The sequence below is a fragment of the Marinicauda algicola genome (assembly GCF_017161425.1).
Classification (GTDB): domain Bacteria; phylum Pseudomonadota; class Alphaproteobacteria; order Caulobacterales; family Maricaulaceae; genus Marinicauda; species Marinicauda algicola.
Genome location: NZ_CP071057.1, coordinates 710,366 through 725,210, shown reverse-complemented (window position 1 = coordinate 725,210; position 14,845 = coordinate 710,366). Strand labels below are relative to the sequence as shown.

The following is a 14,845-nucleotide window of genomic DNA, read 5'->3' as shown; positions in this document are numbered from 1 at the left end:
GGCGCCGCGATTGCCTGGCCGCTTCGCGTGCAGCCCTAGCCCGCGACGCACCAGGCCCGCGAAGCCCCATAGCTCACCTTTTCCGAAGCGGCATCAACGCCGGGAAATAATCCGCTTTTGACCGCCGAATTAGTGACGATCCCGCGAAACTAATTCTGTTCTTGACCCCCACGCCGGTCCCAAGCGCTCCACCCCCCAGAGATTGGACCCGCCCCTCCCCCCTATTGTTGCCGCTGTGGCAACAGTCAGTCGGCGTTCCATGGGTGGGCCGGGTCGGTCGGCGTGCCATCGGGGGCGAGGCTCTTGCTGTAGCCCAGGCGCTCCGCGCTCTGTATCTCGCCATCGTGGCAGGGCGCGCACGCGCTCTCGTGGTTCTCGGGGTCGATAAACAGGGACCAGTCGCCCTTGTGCGGGACGCGGTGGTTCACCACAGTGGCGGCGCGCACGATCCCGCGCCTGCGGCAGCGCTCGCACAGCGGCTGGCGGGCGAGCTGGGCGAGGCGGGCCTTCATCCATGCGGCGGTCTTGTACAGGCGCCGGTAGCGCTCGGCCTCGGGGCTGCGCTGGGTGCGGCGTGCCAATCGCGCCTCCTCTACGCAAACGCCCCGCGCGATCGATGACCGGCGGGGCGCAGCATTCCTGACTACCTGATCGCATGCCTGATTTTGTGGGGTGCGTCAACAGTGAAAGCGTTAACGGCGCTTTCCCTTCCGGTTCGTCACAGGTCTGCTCGCGCGCACCACCGGGCGGATCATCAGCACCTGCACGCGCTCCAGGCGGGCCGACCACGGGGCGTAGCCTGCCACGGCGTCCAGCCCGGCGATCACGGACTCTATCACGCTCGAGCGGTGCAGGCCCATGGCGCGCGCGTGCTGCGACAGCCCGGCGCCTTCCCCGCACACCGCGTCGAGATCGTGCTGGCGGCGCACCGTCATGCCGCGTGCGGGTTCCTCCCCGGTCTCGCGCCTGCCGTGCACGATGCGCACCCGGTCGATCCCGGCCTGCAGCTGGATCAGCTGGCCCATCTCCCCGTCCCCGCGGCCGTCAACGCGCTCGCCGTACAGCGTGCCGCCGCTCATCTGGCCCGAGGCGGTCAGGTACAGGCCCTGCCACACCCGCGCGGCGCGGTATCGCCGGTCCACCTCGCGCTCGTCCCGGCCGAGCCAGGACACGCCCTTCTCGACGAAGCGCAGGCGGGCCTTCTCCACCGGATGGCTCACGTCGATCGGGGCCCACTCGTCGGGCTCGTTCGGCTTCTGGCTGACGCGCACCCTGGCCGACAGGTCGATCGGGTGGCCGTCCCTGCCGCCGGTGAGATCGGCCAGCGGGCGGGTGTGGTAGGTCACGCCGCCCTCCCCTCACCCACGGCCAAAGGGCGCGGATCGAACCCGAACCGGCGCTGCAGCTCGGCCGGGGCCCTGCAGCCGGGCTCGCCGGGATTGGGCCCGCCGACGCGCCGGCGCCACATCTGCGGGTCCTCGCTGCCGTGGTCGCGCCACAGCGCAAGCTCGCCCTCCCAGCTCTCCACCGTCCGCCCGTTCACGGTCTCCGGCGGGGCGTAGCGCTCGGCAAGGCCCTCGGCCGGGTCGAGGAACTTGCGCAAGCCCTTGGGCAGCGTGTCGGCCTCATCGACGGCGGCGGCATAGCGGCGCATCGAGTCGATCAGCCGGTCGATCCCGCCAAGCCTGAGGCTTGCCCGGCCCACCTGGTGCAGAAGGGCTTGCGGGGAATCGTTCACCAGACCGGCTTTCGGGTAGACCTGCTCGATCTGCCTCAAATGCTCGGCGGTGATGGGGGCCGGCTTGCGCGCGTCCGCGCGCTCCCCCTTCTGGCTTCTGGCTTCTGGCTTCTGGGGCTTATCCGGTGGGTTATCCGGGGGGTTATCCAACGGCGGATTTTCCTTTTTTCTTCCGACACTTGGATTGCCCCCTTTTTGGCCGTTCTTGCGCGCTGTGGCGCTTTTCTTCTCGTCACGGGTCATGCGGCGCGAGTAGATCACGCCCTCTCTCGTGCGGGAGAACACCCCGGCCGCCTCCAGCTCGCCGAGTAGATCGGTGATCTGGTCGGATGGGGCTCCTGCCAACACGGCGAGCTGCGCGTCAGTCGGCCGCCGGCCGTTGACGAGAAGGTGGCCGTAAGGGCTGGCCTCATGCATCAAGGCCAGCATTTCGATCCAGAGCCCGCGGGCCTGGAGCGAACACATCCGGAGCTTTGGATCAGCGCGCCAATCGCCCGGATAGAACTTCATCCACGGATTGCCCATGATTACCTCCACTCCCTGAACTGATTGGTCTTCACGTCGCACCACAGGCTGACGCGGCCGATCGCGCCCTGGCGGTTCTTCGCCACGTCGATCTCGATCTCGTAGGAGCCCGCGCGGTTCTTGCGGTCCTGCTCCTTCACGGTGTCGTCGTGCTCGGGCTCGCGGTCGGCGTAGTAGGCGTCGCGGTACAGCAGCAGCACCGCGTCCGCGTCCTCCTCGATCGCTCCCGAATCGCGCAGGTGCGACAGGCGCGGGCGCTTGTCCTTCTCCCGCTCGGTCTCGCGCGAGAGCTGGGCCAGCACGATCAGCGGGATCTGCAGCGAGCGGGCGAGCGGCTTCAGCGCCCGGCTGATCTTGGTCACGTCGGCATAGATGCTGCCGGCATCGCGCTCGGGCTTGATCAGCTGGAGATAGTCCACGACCGCCACGCCGATCTTGCGCCCGGCGGCGAGCTGGGCCCGCTTCCAGCGGCGAAGGCGCGCGCGCAGGCCCGCCACGGTCACCCCGGGCACGTCCATGATGGTCAGCGGCGCGGCGGCGATCCGCTCGCGTGCGCCCCTCAGGGCGCGGCGGTCCTCCATGTCGACCTGCCCGCTCAGGATCTTGCGATACTGGATACCCGTGAGGCTCGCCCCGATGCGGCAGGCGACCTCCTGGCGCGGCATCTCGATGGAGACGAAGACCGTGGCCAGCCCGCTCTCGGCAACCCGCCAGGCCGCCTCCACGCCCAGCGCCGTCTTGCCCATGGAGGAGCGGCCCGCGATGATGTAGACCCCGCCGGGCCGCCACCCGCCCATGCGCTCCTCCAGGGCGTGCAGGCGGGTGGGGATGCGCACAGACGGGTTGTCGATCTCGGCCAGCGCCAGGTCGAACGCCTCGGCGGCCCCGGCCTCGCGCCCCTCCTCGCTCGCCCCGCACAGCGCGGACAGGCGGGACTCGGCGGTCTCGATGATGCGCTCGGCCGCGTCCTCGCCCTCGCCCGTCCTCGCCTCGCGCGCCATGTCGGCCGACAGCTCGATCAGCGCCCGCCGGCGCGACAGCTCGTAGATCAGGCGCGCATAGGCCTCACCCGACGCCGCGTCGACGCTCTCGGCAACCAGCTCGGCCAGATACGCCGTGCCGCCGATCTCCTTCAGCCCGCCATCGGCCTCGAGGCGCGCCTTCAGCATCACCCCGTCGCACAGCCGCCCAGATCCGATCATCTCGGCCGCGATGCGGTATATCCGCCCGTGGACGGGATCGTAGAAATGCTCCGGCGCGAGCCAGTCGCTGACCGCGTCAAACAGACCGTTGTCCCACAGCAGGGCGCCCATGAAAGCCTGCTCGGCCTCTATCGAGTGCGGCGGAGCCGTCTCGGCGAGCGCGGGGGATTCGCCCTGCGATGCAGGATAGTCGAGGATCGCGCCGTCTTTCATGCCGCCCTCCCGCCGGGCCGGGGCAGGCCGCGGGCATAGCCCACTATGGCGGGCTCGCCGGTCATGAGGCGCATCTGCTCGGCGGTGTACGGGCCCTCCACCGGCGTCAGGATGGCAGGCAGGCCGCGCAGGTCGTCGTGCTCGCCGCCGATGAAGCGCGGCGAGGCCAGGCGCGCGAACCAGCACAGCCCGGCGCAGTCGATCATGACCAACCGGCCCTCGTCGGTCTTGACCAGCGCCACGGCCACGTCCGGATAGCGCTGGCGCGACGCCGACCAGGCATCGATCTCGTCGGGCGTCAGGGTTTTCATGACGCCACCTCGTCTTCTGCGGTGAGCCAGCCTAGGGCGGGAAATGCAGGCGCGGGCGCTGTCTTGTCCCAGACGACCCAGCACCAGTCCGACGAACCGTGGCCCGCCTTGCCGCCGTCCATCAGGTATTGGCCCGGCGGGCAAGAGGCGCGCGGCGTGACGATCCAGATACGGGACGGCGGCAAGTCTTGGTACAGCCCGGTGGCGCGATCGGCGCCGGCAAGGAATCGGATGTCGAGAAACATCGCGATCTTGCCCCACGCCAGCTCGTGCGCCTTGCGGATAAACGCCTCGGCGCCCTTCGCGCGAAAAAACGGCGGGTTGCAGACGATGTTGCCCGCGACGGGGTGGATCATCTTCAGAAAGTCGCGCTCGCCGTGGAACCACGTCTCCTGCGCGCCGACGCGGCGGACGATGTCAGTCCCCTTGGCTTGATGGCCACAGGCAAGCAGGGCGAGGACGATGTTGCCACCGCCGCAGGCCGGGTCCCAGATTGGGCCCATAAATCTCTCGCGAGCGAGAAGCTGGCGGGTGCAGCGCTCGGGCTCGACATACCAGTCGAGTTCATCGCGCTCCCACACATGGGCGTTCTTCGCAACCGCGCTCACGCCGCCCCCCGTCCCGCCACCCACAGCGGCTCGATCTGCGCGGCCTCGCCGCTGGCCACCGCGCGCGCCACGCACAGCCAGACCCCGAAGGCGTCGGCCAGGTGCTCGCGCTCGTCCTCGCTCCTGGTGATCTTCAGCCCCGCGGGATAGACCAGGCCGAAGCTCTCCGCCGCGGGGATCATCCGCTCCTTCGTCGCCCGCCCGTTGCCCGTCACGGCCTTCTTGATCGTGGGGATGTGCTCCTCCACGCACCGGATCTTGTAATCGGCGCAGACCAGCTCGAGCACGCCGGCGATGGTGTAGAGCTTGCGCAGCGTGGTGATGTTGGTCGCGAGCTCCGGCTTGCGCGTCACCGGGTTGAACCGCGTGGCGGGCAGGTACGGGCTCTCGAAGCCGACGATGTCGGGCTCGAAGCGCTCGATCAGCGCGCGGGCCTCGGCGCGGAACGCATGGGCGAAGCGGCCGATGTCCTCGCCCGTGCGGGGCAGGCGGACGAGGCCGGCATCGGGCGCACGCCGCCAGCCGGGCGCACCGAAGGCCCAGCCGGACTTGGTCCCGAGATCGAAGGCGAGGATCTTCATGCCGGCCCGCCCCGCCCTAGGCCGCGAACAGCTTGCCCGCGCGATCGAGCTTGAGCTTCTCGCGGTAGTCGTCGAAATGCGCCAGAAAGGCGTCGCGCTTGTCGTCGTCCATCCGGTCCAGCTGCAGGCACAGCTTGAACGCCTTGCGGTGGACGTTGTGGGTCTCCTCCGCGCTCTTGATCATCGCGCCGATCTCGCCGCGCGCCTCGTCCATCTCGGCCTTGGCCGAGGTCACCTGCCGGGCGAGGTTCTTCAGCACTTCCTCGCTCGGCATGCGGGTCTGATCGGTCTCCTCGCGGAGCTGCTTCACATTGGCGGCCATAGTGGGGTCTCCTTTGCTGGCCGTGGGGAAAACACTTTGCCCGGGGGCGCGGGCTGTCGCCGTGATCAGCCCTCCCGGCTCTTGCGGATCGCCTCGATGGCGGCCATGCGCGCCGCGTCGTGGCGGTGCAGGCGCTCGAGCAGCTCGTCGATCTCGCGCGGCGTCATCGCGGCCCCGCCCGGCCCCTTCGGATCGATGGCCTCGACCAGCGCGTGGCTGATCTCGCTCGCGCTCATGTCCAGATCCGACACCGCCATCAGCGCCGAGACCGTGGCCTGCACGCTGTGGCGCTGCGCCAGCGCGCGCGAATAGATCGCCCGGCCGCAATAGGTCTCCAGGTCGTAAAGGACATCGGCCGGCATGGTGCTCGCATCGTTCGGGTTCTGGTATCCCGACAGCACCGACTTCCTGACCCGGCAGTGCGCGCTCGCCTCGTCCAGCCCGCCGCACGCCTCGATCAGCAGGCGCGCCAGCTTGGAATGCTCGCGGATGTTCATCGGACGTTCCCCTTTGCTTTTCTGATGACCCCGGCCCGCCGAATACGCATATTCAGGGCACTCGGCGGGGCGCCCTCTGGCGCCGCGCCGCAAGGGCGACCGCCCGCCGCGCCCCGTGGCGCGCCCGACCGAGCGGATGCGAGGGAGGACCGGAGACAAGCCAGCACCGCGGCGGCGGCTTCTCCGGCAGGGCGCCAGGGCGCCGGCGCGGCGTCGCATACGGACGGCAGCGGGAGAAAATCCGATGCACCGGAGTCGACTTGCCCGGCGGGCTGTCGCAGGCTCGCCGCGAAAGGAGCCGACATGCCCCGCAACATCACGCCCGAGGTCGTACTGGATCTCGATCGCTGGCTCGTCGCCGTCGATCCCGATGCACCCTTCGTCGTGCTCGTCATGGAGACCCACGCCGGTCAGATGGCCGTTCGGATGCGCGAAGATCAGGTCGCCCATCTCTGCGAGCGCCTGCAGGCCCACGCCGATCTCGTTCGGTCCAGGAATCGCAGGCAATGAAGTTGGCCCTCGGACCGCGCGCAAGCGCGTAACCGAGCCGCACCAGCGCGAAGCCGAGCGCTCGACGAACGGAAACACGCCCGCGCGCCATCAGGCGGCCTCGGAGCTGGCGGCCTTGGCCGCCGCGATCTCGGCCATGCGCGCGACCGTGATCCGTTCCAGATCCGCCCGGCGCTTCGGATCGGTCTCGGCGGCCGCCTCCTTGCGCGCGAGCTCTTCGGTCTTCAGCCAGAAGGCCGGCGGAATCGCATCGCTGCGGTTTCGCCAGTTGCGAACCGTGCCCGGGCGCTGGCCCAGCGCCTCGGCAAGACGGGGGACACCGATGACGGTGATGATCGATGCAAAGCTATCCATGCCGCGCACGATACGTAACGTATCGGCTTTAGGCAACACCTTTTGTATTGCGCGGCGGTGTACCGGAAATCTCGCGATGAACATTCACGAGCGACTGCAGACCGCCCGAAAGCGGGCCGGGTTCGAGAGCGCGGAGGACGCAGCCAGCGCCTTCGGGTGGAATCCCGTGACCTACCGCGCGCACGAGCGCGGCGACCGGGGCGTGCGGCTGCCGGTGGCGGAGCGGTATGCGCGCGCCTTGCGTGTCTCGCTTCAATGGCTTCTCACCGGCCGGGAGAGCGACCCGGCAACCGAATCACCCTTGCAACCCGCCGAAATTGCAGGCTCAATCCCCGTCGTGGGACGCGTGGCGGCGGGCGTATGGCAAGAGGTGGAGACCGTGCACGATGCAACCGACCCGGCCGAGTGGATTCCTGCCTTCCCCCATCCCCGCTTCCCCGCCCGCGTGCGCGCGGCCCTGAAGGTGGAGGGCGATTCCATCGACCTCATCGCCCCGCCGGGCAGCTATGTCGACACCGTGCCGCTCGACTACGCCTTGCCCGCCGACGGGATCGAGGGCCTGCTGCGCGAGGCCGAGATGAAGAACCGGCCCTGCGTCGTGGTCACCGAACGCCGGCGCGGCGGCCTGGTGGAGGCGACGCTGAAGGTGCTCGCCCGCCGCCCCGGCGGGGGCTATCGCCTCGAGTTCCGCTCCTCCAACCCGCGCTACCAGCGCGGCGGGGCCTACGAGAACGGGCTCGACTTCGACGCGGCTATGCTCGGCGAGGACGCCGAGATCCGCATCACCCGCGTCATGATCGGCAAGTACGAGAGCACCTTCTGACCCGCTCGCTTTGTGCTTGCACGATCGCCGGGCCCGGATAGGCTGGCCGGGGGAAAGCCGACGGGGAGAAACAACCATGAGCAAAGTCCGTTTCGTGGCGGCGTGTGCAGCGGCGGTGGCTGTCGCCGGTTGCGCGCAGAACGCACACCAGATCGCGCCGTCCTATGTCTCGGCGAACGAGTACAGGGGCTGGACCTGCGAGGAGTATGAGGTGGAGTCGGCTCGTATCCGCGCCGCGGTGCTCGACGTCGCCCGCCGCCAGGACAGCGCCGCCAGCACCGACACGATCGCCATGAGCGTCGGGCTGTTCCTGTTCTGGCCCGCCCTGTTCGCCCTCGCCGGAACGGGAGATCACGCCAACGAGCTGGGCGAGCTTCGCGGCCGGGAGAACGCCGTCTTCATGGCTGCTGCCGAAGCGGGCTGCGACTTTGCCGCAAAGCCGGCCGTGGCCAAGCCGACCGATGCGTCGGAGGCAAGCGAGGCGCCGGCCGCCGAGGACGAGACCCCATGACCTACGTTCTCGCCTTTCTCGCCGTGCCCGGCTTCATGGCCGGCCTGCTCATGGCGCTCGCCGGCGGCACAGACATTCATCTCGGCTTCGGCGTGCTGGCCATGCTGCTGTCGCTGATCCTGCTCGCACTGTGCCTCGTCGCCGAGCGCCTCGACCGGCTCGTGGCCCACCAGCGCGGCGAGCAGAAGCCGGCCAGGGCGAAGTCCGGCTGGTGATCGGGCGGGCGCGGGCTAAAGCTTGGACGTGCCGCTTGTCCGGCCTGCAAGAGTGATCTCCAGCACGACGCCGCGGTGCCCTTTACTGCCGGTCCCACCCGTAATCTTGGCGATGCGGGCGCTCTTGATGCGCCCCTCGTCCATCACCTGCCATACCCAGTCGGCCTTCGACGGGACATATCCGACCTTGCCGACGTCGGTCATCACGGCGATGGCATCGGGATCGCGCGGATTGTCCGGCTCCGGGCGAAGCTCGACCGGTTCGCCGATTTGCAGAAGCTCTATTAGCTCCTGACGGCTCTGCCCGTCCTCGTTCCTGAAGCTCTCGCCCGATACGGCGCATAGCAGGGTGCGCTCGCCCTTTGGCTTGCCCCTCGGCTCGGCCTGCCGGTCGCGCTTCGGTTGGTCCTTCGGCCATCGGAACAGATTCCAGATCATCGCCACCGCCTCCATTTGTCCCTTGCCGGGCGCTGAACCGCAGCATAATCCGCAGCGCGATACATTTTGTATTGACGTTGGCCGACACGTTACGTATCGTTCCTCCCACACCTGACGGGAGGAGACCCATGCTGCAACCGCGCGACATCGCCGACACGCTCGGCCCCGAGGCCAAGGCGCTGCTGCGCCAGTGGCCGTCCGGCATCTGCATCCGCACCGGCACGCTGGCGAGCCTGAACACGAAGGACGCGCAGGCCGCGATTGCGCAGGCGCAGGCCGGCGTCGCCGAGCTCGTCACGCTCGGCCTGGCCTTCCACACCAACCCGCCGCGCGCTGAGCGCCCCGAGCTCATCGAGCGTAACTACCGCTGGACCTCTCAGGGCCTCGCCGTGCGCGCAACGCTGATCGAAGACGCGCGGAGGGCGGCATGAAGGACGTCCACCCCATCGTGGCCGCAGTCCTCGCGCCCTTCGCGCCCGGCCCCCGGCCCACCCCGGCCCAGCGCCTCGCGCGGGTCATGATCGATAACCTGCCCGAGAGCCTTCACGCCTCCGACGCGGACGAGGCCGGGCGCTTCACGATCACGGATAATTGGCGGGGCACGCGCTATGCGGTGTGCCTCAAGCCGATCGACAGCGCCGAGGCCGGCGCGAAGGAGGCGGCGTGATGGCTGACGAAAGCTACACCAAGGCCGATTATATCGCGGCCGAGCAAGCGGTGATCGCCGCCGAGAAGGCGCTTAGCAAAACGCCCGAGGCTCAAGCTCTCAAGCGTGCGCGCGACCGCCTGGATGAGATCATAGATGCCCTTGGCGAGGCTTCGGCTTGCGAGGGCTGCGGTCAGCCCGTCTTTGACGACGAGCCCTACAGCTACGACAGCGAGAACGGCCTCACGTTCTGCGAGGGCTGCACCCCGACATGGAGCGAGTTTCAGGCCAACCCGAGCGGCTTTTACCGCATCATCGAAGGCGAGCATGTCCTCTTTACCCCCGAGACGGCGGCCAAGGCGGTCGAGGATCACCTCGCCGCGGGCGGATCGCTATCGGACAGGTTCGGGCTGGTCGTTCCCACCGCACGCGAGGCCACCCAATGACCCGCGCCCTCTCCGAAGCCCTCGCAATATCCCTGTTCCTTGTCGGCCTGCTGGCCGTGATTGGAGGCTGATATGAGCACGCAAGAGATGAATTGGACGCCGATGGAAAAGGCCGTTGCCCGCCGCGCCGCGATGTCGGTGGGGGGCCAGTGGTCGGACATATCGCAACCGGTGCGGCGGGCATGGTTGGAGACAACCCGCGCTGTTCTTGATGCCTCCAAAGCACCGGATATGGCAAAGGTTTTGGAGTGTTGCGCGCGCCGACTGGCGCAAGAAATTGGCGTTTCGTTTGACGAGTGCGAGGGCGGCCCCGTTGGCGATGCCCGCGCCCTCCTCGCCTTCCTCAAGGGAGAAACCGAATGACCGCCAACGTCTACCCCATTCACCGTGCGAAGGTGAACGCCGTCGCCCGTGAGCTTCGCGAGCTGTGCGGCATTCCCATCAGCACGCTCACCGCCAAGCTCACCGAGGTCTGGCAGGATGGCTATGCCCACCGGATGGAGGCCATCCGCCATGACGCGGTGATTACCACTGTCGACTGCGGCGATCCGCGCCCTCCTATCGTGAGCGCCGATCCCGCCCTCGCCGAGTGCATCCGCTCCGGCCAGGTCTCCGCCCGCCAGATCGAGGAGCACCGACGCGCGGGAGAGATCGAGGATGACGGGATGATCACCGTACGCCCGAACGTGCGCGCCCCGCGATTCATCGACCAGAAAGACCCCGGCGATGAACAGCCCGAGCCGCCGGAAGCGGCATAACCCCGAAAGGAAACGCAATGTCTAACCTCGACAAACTCACAATCGGCGAAGCTCGCCAGCTCGCCAGCCTGTTTTCCGGCGCGTTGCCGGCGCAACCGGCCAGCGGGTCAATCCAGCCCGGTGCCAGGGTCATCGTACGCTCCCGCGATGCGGGCGTGCAGTATGGCGTCCTCGAAGGTTACGAAGGCTCCACCGTGCATCTGCGCGATGCGCGCCAGATGTGGAGCTGGACGGCCGCCCAAGGTGGCACGCTGATTGACTGCGCGCGCCATGGCGTTAGCGCGGGAAAGTTCTCCGACAAGGCCGATGCGGTCACGGTTATCGGTGCCTGCGCAATCATCGCGGTCCACGCCGATGCGGTGGATTCCCTGGAGTCGCGGAAATGGAAGTGATCCGTTTTGACGAATATGACCCCGCTAAGGACGGCTCCGGCTACGGCGACGGCGACGGCTCCGGCTCCGGCGACGGCTACGGCGACGGCTCCGGCTCCGGCTACGGCGACGGCTCCGGCTCCGGCTCCGGCGACGGCTACGGCGACGGCTCCGGCTCCGGCTCCGGCTACGGCGACGGCTCCGGCTCCGGCTCCGGCTACGGCTACGGCGACGGCGACGGCGACGGCGACGGCGACGGCTAACCCCGTTCGCGCGCCCTCTCCTCCCCGTGGGGCAGCGCAACACGGCAGCGGGGTCTCTCACCTCAGTGCCCCGCAGCCGACAGTTTCAAAGAGAGTGTAATATGGACCAATCAGCGAGACACCTGACGGTAGGATTATAGCCGTTCCCGGAGCGCCTCGTAAGGTGTTTTTCCTCCAAAGGCTCCATGTGGTCTGGCGAAGTTATAGAAGCGCTCCCATTCGTCGAGCTTGGCTTCCAGATCGACATCGTCTTTGTACGACAACAACTGGTAGAACTCCTGCTGGTCTGATCGATGTGAGCGCTCCACTTTGCCGTTGAGCTGAGGGCTGCTCGGCTTGATGTAAACGTGGCGGATACCCTTGTCCTCGACATGCCAATGGAACTTGGCCTGGAACTCATGACCATTGTCGGTGCGTATCTGTTGGATGCGGAATGGAAACTTCTCGACGATGTGATCCACGAAATCGATGGCGCTCGCCTGAGTGTGGCGCTTGTAAACTTTCAAGGCGCGCACCCGCGTGGCGTCGTCAATCGCTGTGTACTGGTAACGCTTGACCTTCTGGCCCTGTTTTCCTCTGAAGATCAGGAACTTGACATCCATCTGGATATGATGGCCCGGCACCTGCTTGTTGTAGCGCTGGGTGTGCACCTTTCTCAATCGGGTCCCCCGAGGCAGGCGGTTCAGTCCATGACGCTTGAGGGTGCGATAGACTCCTGCGTCGGATACTTTGATGGCGTGATAGCGCTCAAGGTACCAGACGATCCGGATCGGTCCGAGATGATACGTTCGTCGAAGATGAAGGATCTTGTCTTCGACCTCAGGTGGCATCTTGTTGGGATGATTATGTGGCACAGAACGGGCGACAAGCAGGCCGGCATCACCCTTGTCTGCATAGGCTTTGCGCCATCGATAAAAGCTCGCACGCCCGATCCCGAAATACCGACATGTCTTGCTCACATCACCGTTTCTGTCGGCATGCTGCAAAACCCGAAGTTTGCGTTGAATCTCTCGCTGATCGCTGTTCATTGAAACCACCTTCCTTCCCCAGCGGGGATATTAAAGAAGGTGTCTCGCTGAATTGTACATATCTACAGACGCGACCACAGCCCCCGCGTCGGCGGAGAAGGAGAACAGTAGTAGTCGTAATAGGAGTCGAGAATCGATTTTTCGAATCTCACACCCGCTACTCCCTGTGCGTCAGATCAAAGCTCGCCATCCCGGCTAAATTCACCAGGTCCGACACGTTCGCGCCCAGCCTTGCGATCTGGACCGAGCGTTCCAGGCCCACCAATAGCCCCTCGATCACCGTCGCGCCGCCGGCGGCCTTCAGCAGGCGCGTGGCGATGGAGGCGGAGTGGACGGCGGGCATGACGAGGACGTTGGCGGCGTCCGACAGGCGCGAGAAGGGGTAGGTCTCGTGGTGGTCGGGGTCGAGGGCGATGTCGACGGCCATCTCGCCCTCGTACTCGAAATCGACCGCGCGCGCGTCCAGGAGGCGCACCGCCGCCTTGACGTTCTCGGTGCGCACGCCGGGCGGGTTGCCGAAGGTGGAATACGAGGTGAAGGCCACGCGCGGGGTGAGGCCGAGCTTCCGGGCGGCCTTGGCCGCGCCCTGGGCGATGTCGGCGAGCGCGGGCGCGTCGGGAAACTCGGTGACGTTGGTGTCGGCGATGACGAGGGTGCGCCCGCGCGCGACGGCGATGGACAGGCCCATCAGGCGCGCGCCGGGGGCCTCGTCGAGCACGGTGCGCACGTCGGCGAGCGTGTTCATGAAATGGCGCGTCACGCCGGTGACCATGCCGTCCGCATCGCCGAAGCGCAGCATGCAGGCGGAGAAGACGTTGCGGTCGTTGTTGACGAGGCGCTGCACGTCGCGGCGCAGATAGCCCGAGCGCTGCATGCGCTGGTAGAGGAAGTCGACATATTCCGGATTGCGGTCCGACAGGCGCGCGTTCCAGATCTCCAGCTCGTCCTCGGGCAGGCCGAGCTCGCGCATGTTGGCGCGGGCGACGTCCTCGCGCGCGACCAGGATCGCCTCGCCGAGCTGCTGCTGCTGGAAGGCGTAGGCGGCGCGGATGACGCTCGGCTCCTCGCCCTCGGCGAACACGATGCGCTTCTTGTCGGCCTGGATGGCGGCGGTGACGCGCTGCTGCAGGGCGGCGGTGGGATCGAGGCGCCGGGCGAGCTCGCGCCGGTAGGTCGCCATGTCGGGGATGGGTTTCCTGGCCATGCCGCTTTCCTCGGCGGCCTTGGCGACATAGGGCGGCACGAAGGAGATGAGGCGCGGATCGAAGGGGGACGGGATGATGTAGTCGCGCCCGAAGCGCAGCTGGCCGCTCTTCCTGGCGGTGGCGACCTCGTCGGGCACGTCCTGGCGGGCAAGGTCGGCGAGCGCGCGCGCGGCGGCGAGCTTCATCGCCTCGTTGATCTCCTTCGCGCGCACGTCGAGCGCGCCGCGGAAGATGTAGGGGAACCCCAGCACGTTGTTGACCTGGTTGGGGAAATCGGAGCGGCCCGTGGCGATGATGGCGTCCGAGCGCACCTCCCTCACCTTGTCCGGCATGATCTCGGGAATGGGGTTGGCCATGGCGAAGATGATGGGATCGCGCGCCATCGACTTGACCATCTTCTGGGAGACGATCCCGCCGGCGGCGAGGCCGAGCATGACGTCGGCATCGACCATGGCCTCCTCCAGCGTGCGCAGCTTCGTCTCGCGGGCATGGCGCCGCACGCGCTCGTGGAGATCGTCGCGGCCGGAATGCACGACGCCCTTGTGGTCGACGATGGTGACGTTCTCGTGCTGCACGCCGAGCGACTTGATGAGCTCGAGCACGGAGAGCCCGGCCGCGCCCGCGCCGATGAGCGTGACCCTGATGTCCTCGAACTTGCGGTTCGTCAGGTGCAGCGCGTTGATGAGGCCGGCCGCGGCGATGATGGCGGTGCCGTGCTGGTCGTCGTGGAAGACCGGGATGTCGAGGGCGTCCCTCAGGCGCTCCTCGATCTCGAAGCATTCCGGGCTCTTGATGTCTTCCAGGTTTATCCCGCCGAACGTGTCGCCGAAGCCGGCCACGCAATCGACGAACCTGTCGACATCGGTATAGGTGACCTCCACGTCGAAGGAGTCGATGTCGGCGAAGCGCTTGAACAGGACCGCCTTGCCTTCCATCACCGGCTTGGACGCGGCGGGGCCGAGATTGCCGAGCCCCAGGATCGCCGTGCCGTTGGAGACGACGGCGACCATGTTGCCCTTGGAGGTGTAGTCGTAGACCGCGTCGGGGTCCTCGGCGATCGCGCGCACCGGGGCGGCGACGCCGGGCGAGTAGGCGAGCGCGAGATCGCGCTGCGTCGCCATCGGCTTGGTGGGAAGCAGCGCGATCTTGCCGGCCGGATACGCCTCGTGCAGGGCGAGCGCGTCCTCGTCGGTCTGGGACAGGTTGCGCTTGTCGGTGCCGGTTTCGTCGGACATGGCGGGCGGGTGCCTCGTATTCGCGTTGTCGGATCAGTCGGGGCG

Annotated in this window: 24 protein-coding genes; 11 read left to right on the top strand and 13 right to left on the bottom strand. The window is 67.5% G+C overall.

From position 1 onward, the window contains the following. Positions 1–245 precede the first annotated feature (245 nt). The 9 genes from JW792_RS03555 to JW792_RS03515 all read right to left on the bottom strand — a co-directional run bounded on the left by JW792_RS03555 (position 246) and on the right by JW792_RS03515 (position 5,997). Positions 246–581, bottom strand: a complete 336-nt coding sequence (locus JW792_RS03555; RefSeq protein WP_135997318.1) for an HNH endonuclease — start codon at positions 579–581, stop codon at positions 246–248. A gap of 111 nt (positions 582–692) precedes the next feature. Next, positions 693–1,346, bottom strand: a complete 654-nt coding sequence (locus JW792_RS03550) for a hypothetical protein (RefSeq protein ID WP_135997317.1) — start codon at positions 1,344–1,346, stop codon at positions 693–695. Further along, on the bottom strand, positions 1,343–2,263 hold the full coding sequence (locus tag JW792_RS03545; protein WP_135997316.1) for a hypothetical protein: 921 nt from the start codon (positions 2,261–2,263) through the stop codon (positions 1,343–1,345). Before JW792_RS03545 ends, JW792_RS03550 begins: the two co-directional genes overlap by 4 nt. A 2-nt stretch (positions 2,264–2,265) precedes the next feature. After that, positions 2,266–3,678 carry a replicative DNA helicase gene (locus JW792_RS03540; RefSeq protein WP_135997315.1) on the bottom strand — a complete coding sequence of 471 codons (1,413 nt, stop codon included), beginning with the start codon at positions 3,676–3,678 and terminating at the stop codon, positions 2,266–2,268. Next, a complete protein-coding gene (locus tag JW792_RS03535) occupies positions 3,675–3,989 on the bottom strand; it encodes a hypothetical protein (RefSeq protein WP_135997314.1) in 315 nt (104 codons plus the stop codon). The genes JW792_RS03540 and JW792_RS03535 overlap by 4 nt, the downstream gene beginning before the upstream one ends. Continuing rightward, positions 3,986–4,597: a hypothetical protein gene (locus JW792_RS03530; protein WP_135997313.1), complete on the bottom strand. Its 612-nt coding sequence runs from the start codon at positions 4,595–4,597 to the stop codon at positions 3,986–3,988. Before JW792_RS03530 ends, JW792_RS03535 begins: the two co-directional genes overlap by 4 nt. After that, positions 4,594–5,178, bottom strand: coding sequence for a RuvC family protein (locus tag JW792_RS03525; protein WP_135997312.1), 585 nt, complete (start codon positions 5,176–5,178; stop codon positions 4,594–4,596). The genes JW792_RS03530 and JW792_RS03525 overlap by 4 nt, the downstream gene beginning before the upstream one ends. 16 nt (positions 5,179–5,194) lie before the next feature. Next, the gene (locus JW792_RS03520) at positions 5,195–5,500 is read right to left on the bottom strand and encodes a hypothetical protein (protein ID WP_135997311.1); all 306 of its coding nucleotides are present in this window, start codon (positions 5,498–5,500) and stop codon (positions 5,195–5,197) included. A 65-nt stretch (positions 5,501–5,565) separates the two neighbouring features. Then, a complete protein-coding gene (locus JW792_RS03515; RefSeq protein ID WP_135997310.1) occupies positions 5,566–5,997 on the bottom strand; it encodes a hypothetical protein in 432 nt (143 codons plus the stop codon). 303 nt (positions 5,998–6,300) lie between these two features. Here JW792_RS03515 and JW792_RS03510 point away from each other — a divergent pair, with 303 nt between their 5' ends. After that, positions 6,301–6,507: a hypothetical protein gene (locus JW792_RS03510; RefSeq protein WP_135997309.1), complete on the top strand. Its 207-nt coding sequence runs from the start codon at positions 6,301–6,303 to the stop codon at positions 6,505–6,507. Between the two features lie 90 nt (positions 6,508–6,597). On the opposite strand, the gene JW792_RS03505 is transcribed toward JW792_RS03510, so the two are convergent. Next, on the bottom strand, positions 6,598–6,945 hold the full coding sequence (locus JW792_RS03505; protein WP_135997308.1) for a hypothetical protein: 348 nt from the start codon (positions 6,943–6,945) through the stop codon (positions 6,598–6,600). Here JW792_RS03505 and JW792_RS03500 point away from each other — a divergent pair. The 3 genes from JW792_RS03500 to JW792_RS03490 all read left to right on the top strand — a co-directional run bounded on the left by JW792_RS03500 (position 6,938) and on the right by JW792_RS03490 (position 8,410). Then, entirely contained in the window at positions 6,938–7,684 is a 747-nt protein-coding gene (locus JW792_RS03500; protein ID WP_135997307.1) for a helix-turn-helix domain-containing protein, read from the top strand. The two genes, JW792_RS03505 and JW792_RS03500, sit on opposite strands and share 8 nt — an antisense overlap. Positions 7,685–7,760: 76 nt before the next feature. Next, positions 7,761–8,195, top strand: a complete 435-nt coding sequence (locus JW792_RS03495; RefSeq protein WP_135997306.1) for a hypothetical protein — start codon at positions 7,761–7,763, stop codon at positions 8,193–8,195. Next, positions 8,192–8,410, top strand: a complete 219-nt coding sequence (locus JW792_RS03490) for a hypothetical protein (RefSeq protein WP_135997305.1) — start codon at positions 8,192–8,194, stop codon at positions 8,408–8,410. Before JW792_RS03495 ends, JW792_RS03490 begins: the two co-directional genes overlap by 4 nt. A 15-nt stretch (positions 8,411–8,425) precedes the next feature. Here the strand turns inward: JW792_RS03490 and JW792_RS03485 are convergent, their stop codons facing one another. Continuing rightward, positions 8,426–8,848, bottom strand: a complete 423-nt coding sequence (locus tag JW792_RS03485; protein WP_158291649.1) for an HIRAN domain-containing protein — start codon at positions 8,846–8,848, stop codon at positions 8,426–8,428. 128 nt (positions 8,849–8,976) lie between these two features. On the opposite strand from JW792_RS03485, the gene JW792_RS03480 reads away from it, so the two are divergent. From JW792_RS03480 to JW792_RS03450, 7 genes are all read left to right on the top strand, one after another. After that, a complete protein-coding gene (locus tag JW792_RS03480) occupies positions 8,977–9,279 on the top strand; it encodes a hypothetical protein (RefSeq protein WP_135997303.1) in 303 nt (100 codons plus the stop codon). Beyond that, positions 9,276–9,515, top strand: a complete 240-nt coding sequence (locus JW792_RS03475; protein ID WP_135997302.1) for a hypothetical protein — start codon at positions 9,276–9,278, stop codon at positions 9,513–9,515. Before JW792_RS03480 ends, JW792_RS03475 begins: the two co-directional genes overlap by 4 nt. Further along, positions 9,515–9,940 carry a hypothetical protein gene (locus JW792_RS03470; RefSeq protein ID WP_135997301.1) on the top strand — a complete coding sequence of 142 codons (426 nt, stop codon included), beginning with the start codon at positions 9,515–9,517 and terminating at the stop codon, positions 9,938–9,940. Before JW792_RS03475 ends, JW792_RS03470 begins: the two co-directional genes overlap by 1 nt. A 72-nt stretch (positions 9,941–10,012) precedes the next feature. Then, positions 10,013–10,303 (top strand): hypothetical protein, encoded by a 291-nt coding sequence (locus JW792_RS03465; protein WP_135997300.1) that lies wholly within the window; start codon positions 10,013–10,015, stop codon positions 10,301–10,303. Next, positions 10,300–10,698 carry a hypothetical protein gene (locus JW792_RS03460; RefSeq protein ID WP_135997299.1) on the top strand — a complete coding sequence of 133 codons (399 nt, stop codon included), beginning with the start codon at positions 10,300–10,302 and terminating at the stop codon, positions 10,696–10,698. Before JW792_RS03465 ends, JW792_RS03460 begins: the two co-directional genes overlap by 4 nt. A gap of 17 nt (positions 10,699–10,715) precedes the next feature. Beyond that, the gene (locus JW792_RS03455) at positions 10,716–11,090 is read left to right on the top strand and encodes a DUF6948 domain-containing protein (RefSeq protein WP_135997298.1); all 375 of its coding nucleotides are present in this window, start codon (positions 10,716–10,718) and stop codon (positions 11,088–11,090) included. Continuing rightward, entirely contained in the window at positions 11,081–11,332 is a 252-nt protein-coding gene (locus tag JW792_RS03450; RefSeq protein ID WP_192900994.1) for a hypothetical protein, read from the top strand. Before JW792_RS03455 ends, JW792_RS03450 begins: the two co-directional genes overlap by 10 nt. A gap of 134 nt (positions 11,333–11,466) precedes the next feature. Here the strand turns inward: JW792_RS03450 and JW792_RS03445 are convergent, their stop codons facing one another. After that, on the bottom strand, positions 11,467–12,360 hold the full coding sequence (locus JW792_RS03445; protein ID WP_135997627.1) for an IS481 family transposase: 894 nt from the start codon (positions 12,358–12,360) through the stop codon (positions 11,467–11,469). Positions 12,361–12,517: 157 nt separating this feature from the next. After that, positions 12,518–14,800, bottom strand: coding sequence for an NADP-dependent malic enzyme (locus JW792_RS03440; protein ID WP_135994066.1), 2,283 nt, complete (start codon positions 14,798–14,800; stop codon positions 12,518–12,520). Between the last annotated feature and the right edge of the window lie 45 nt (positions 14,801–14,845).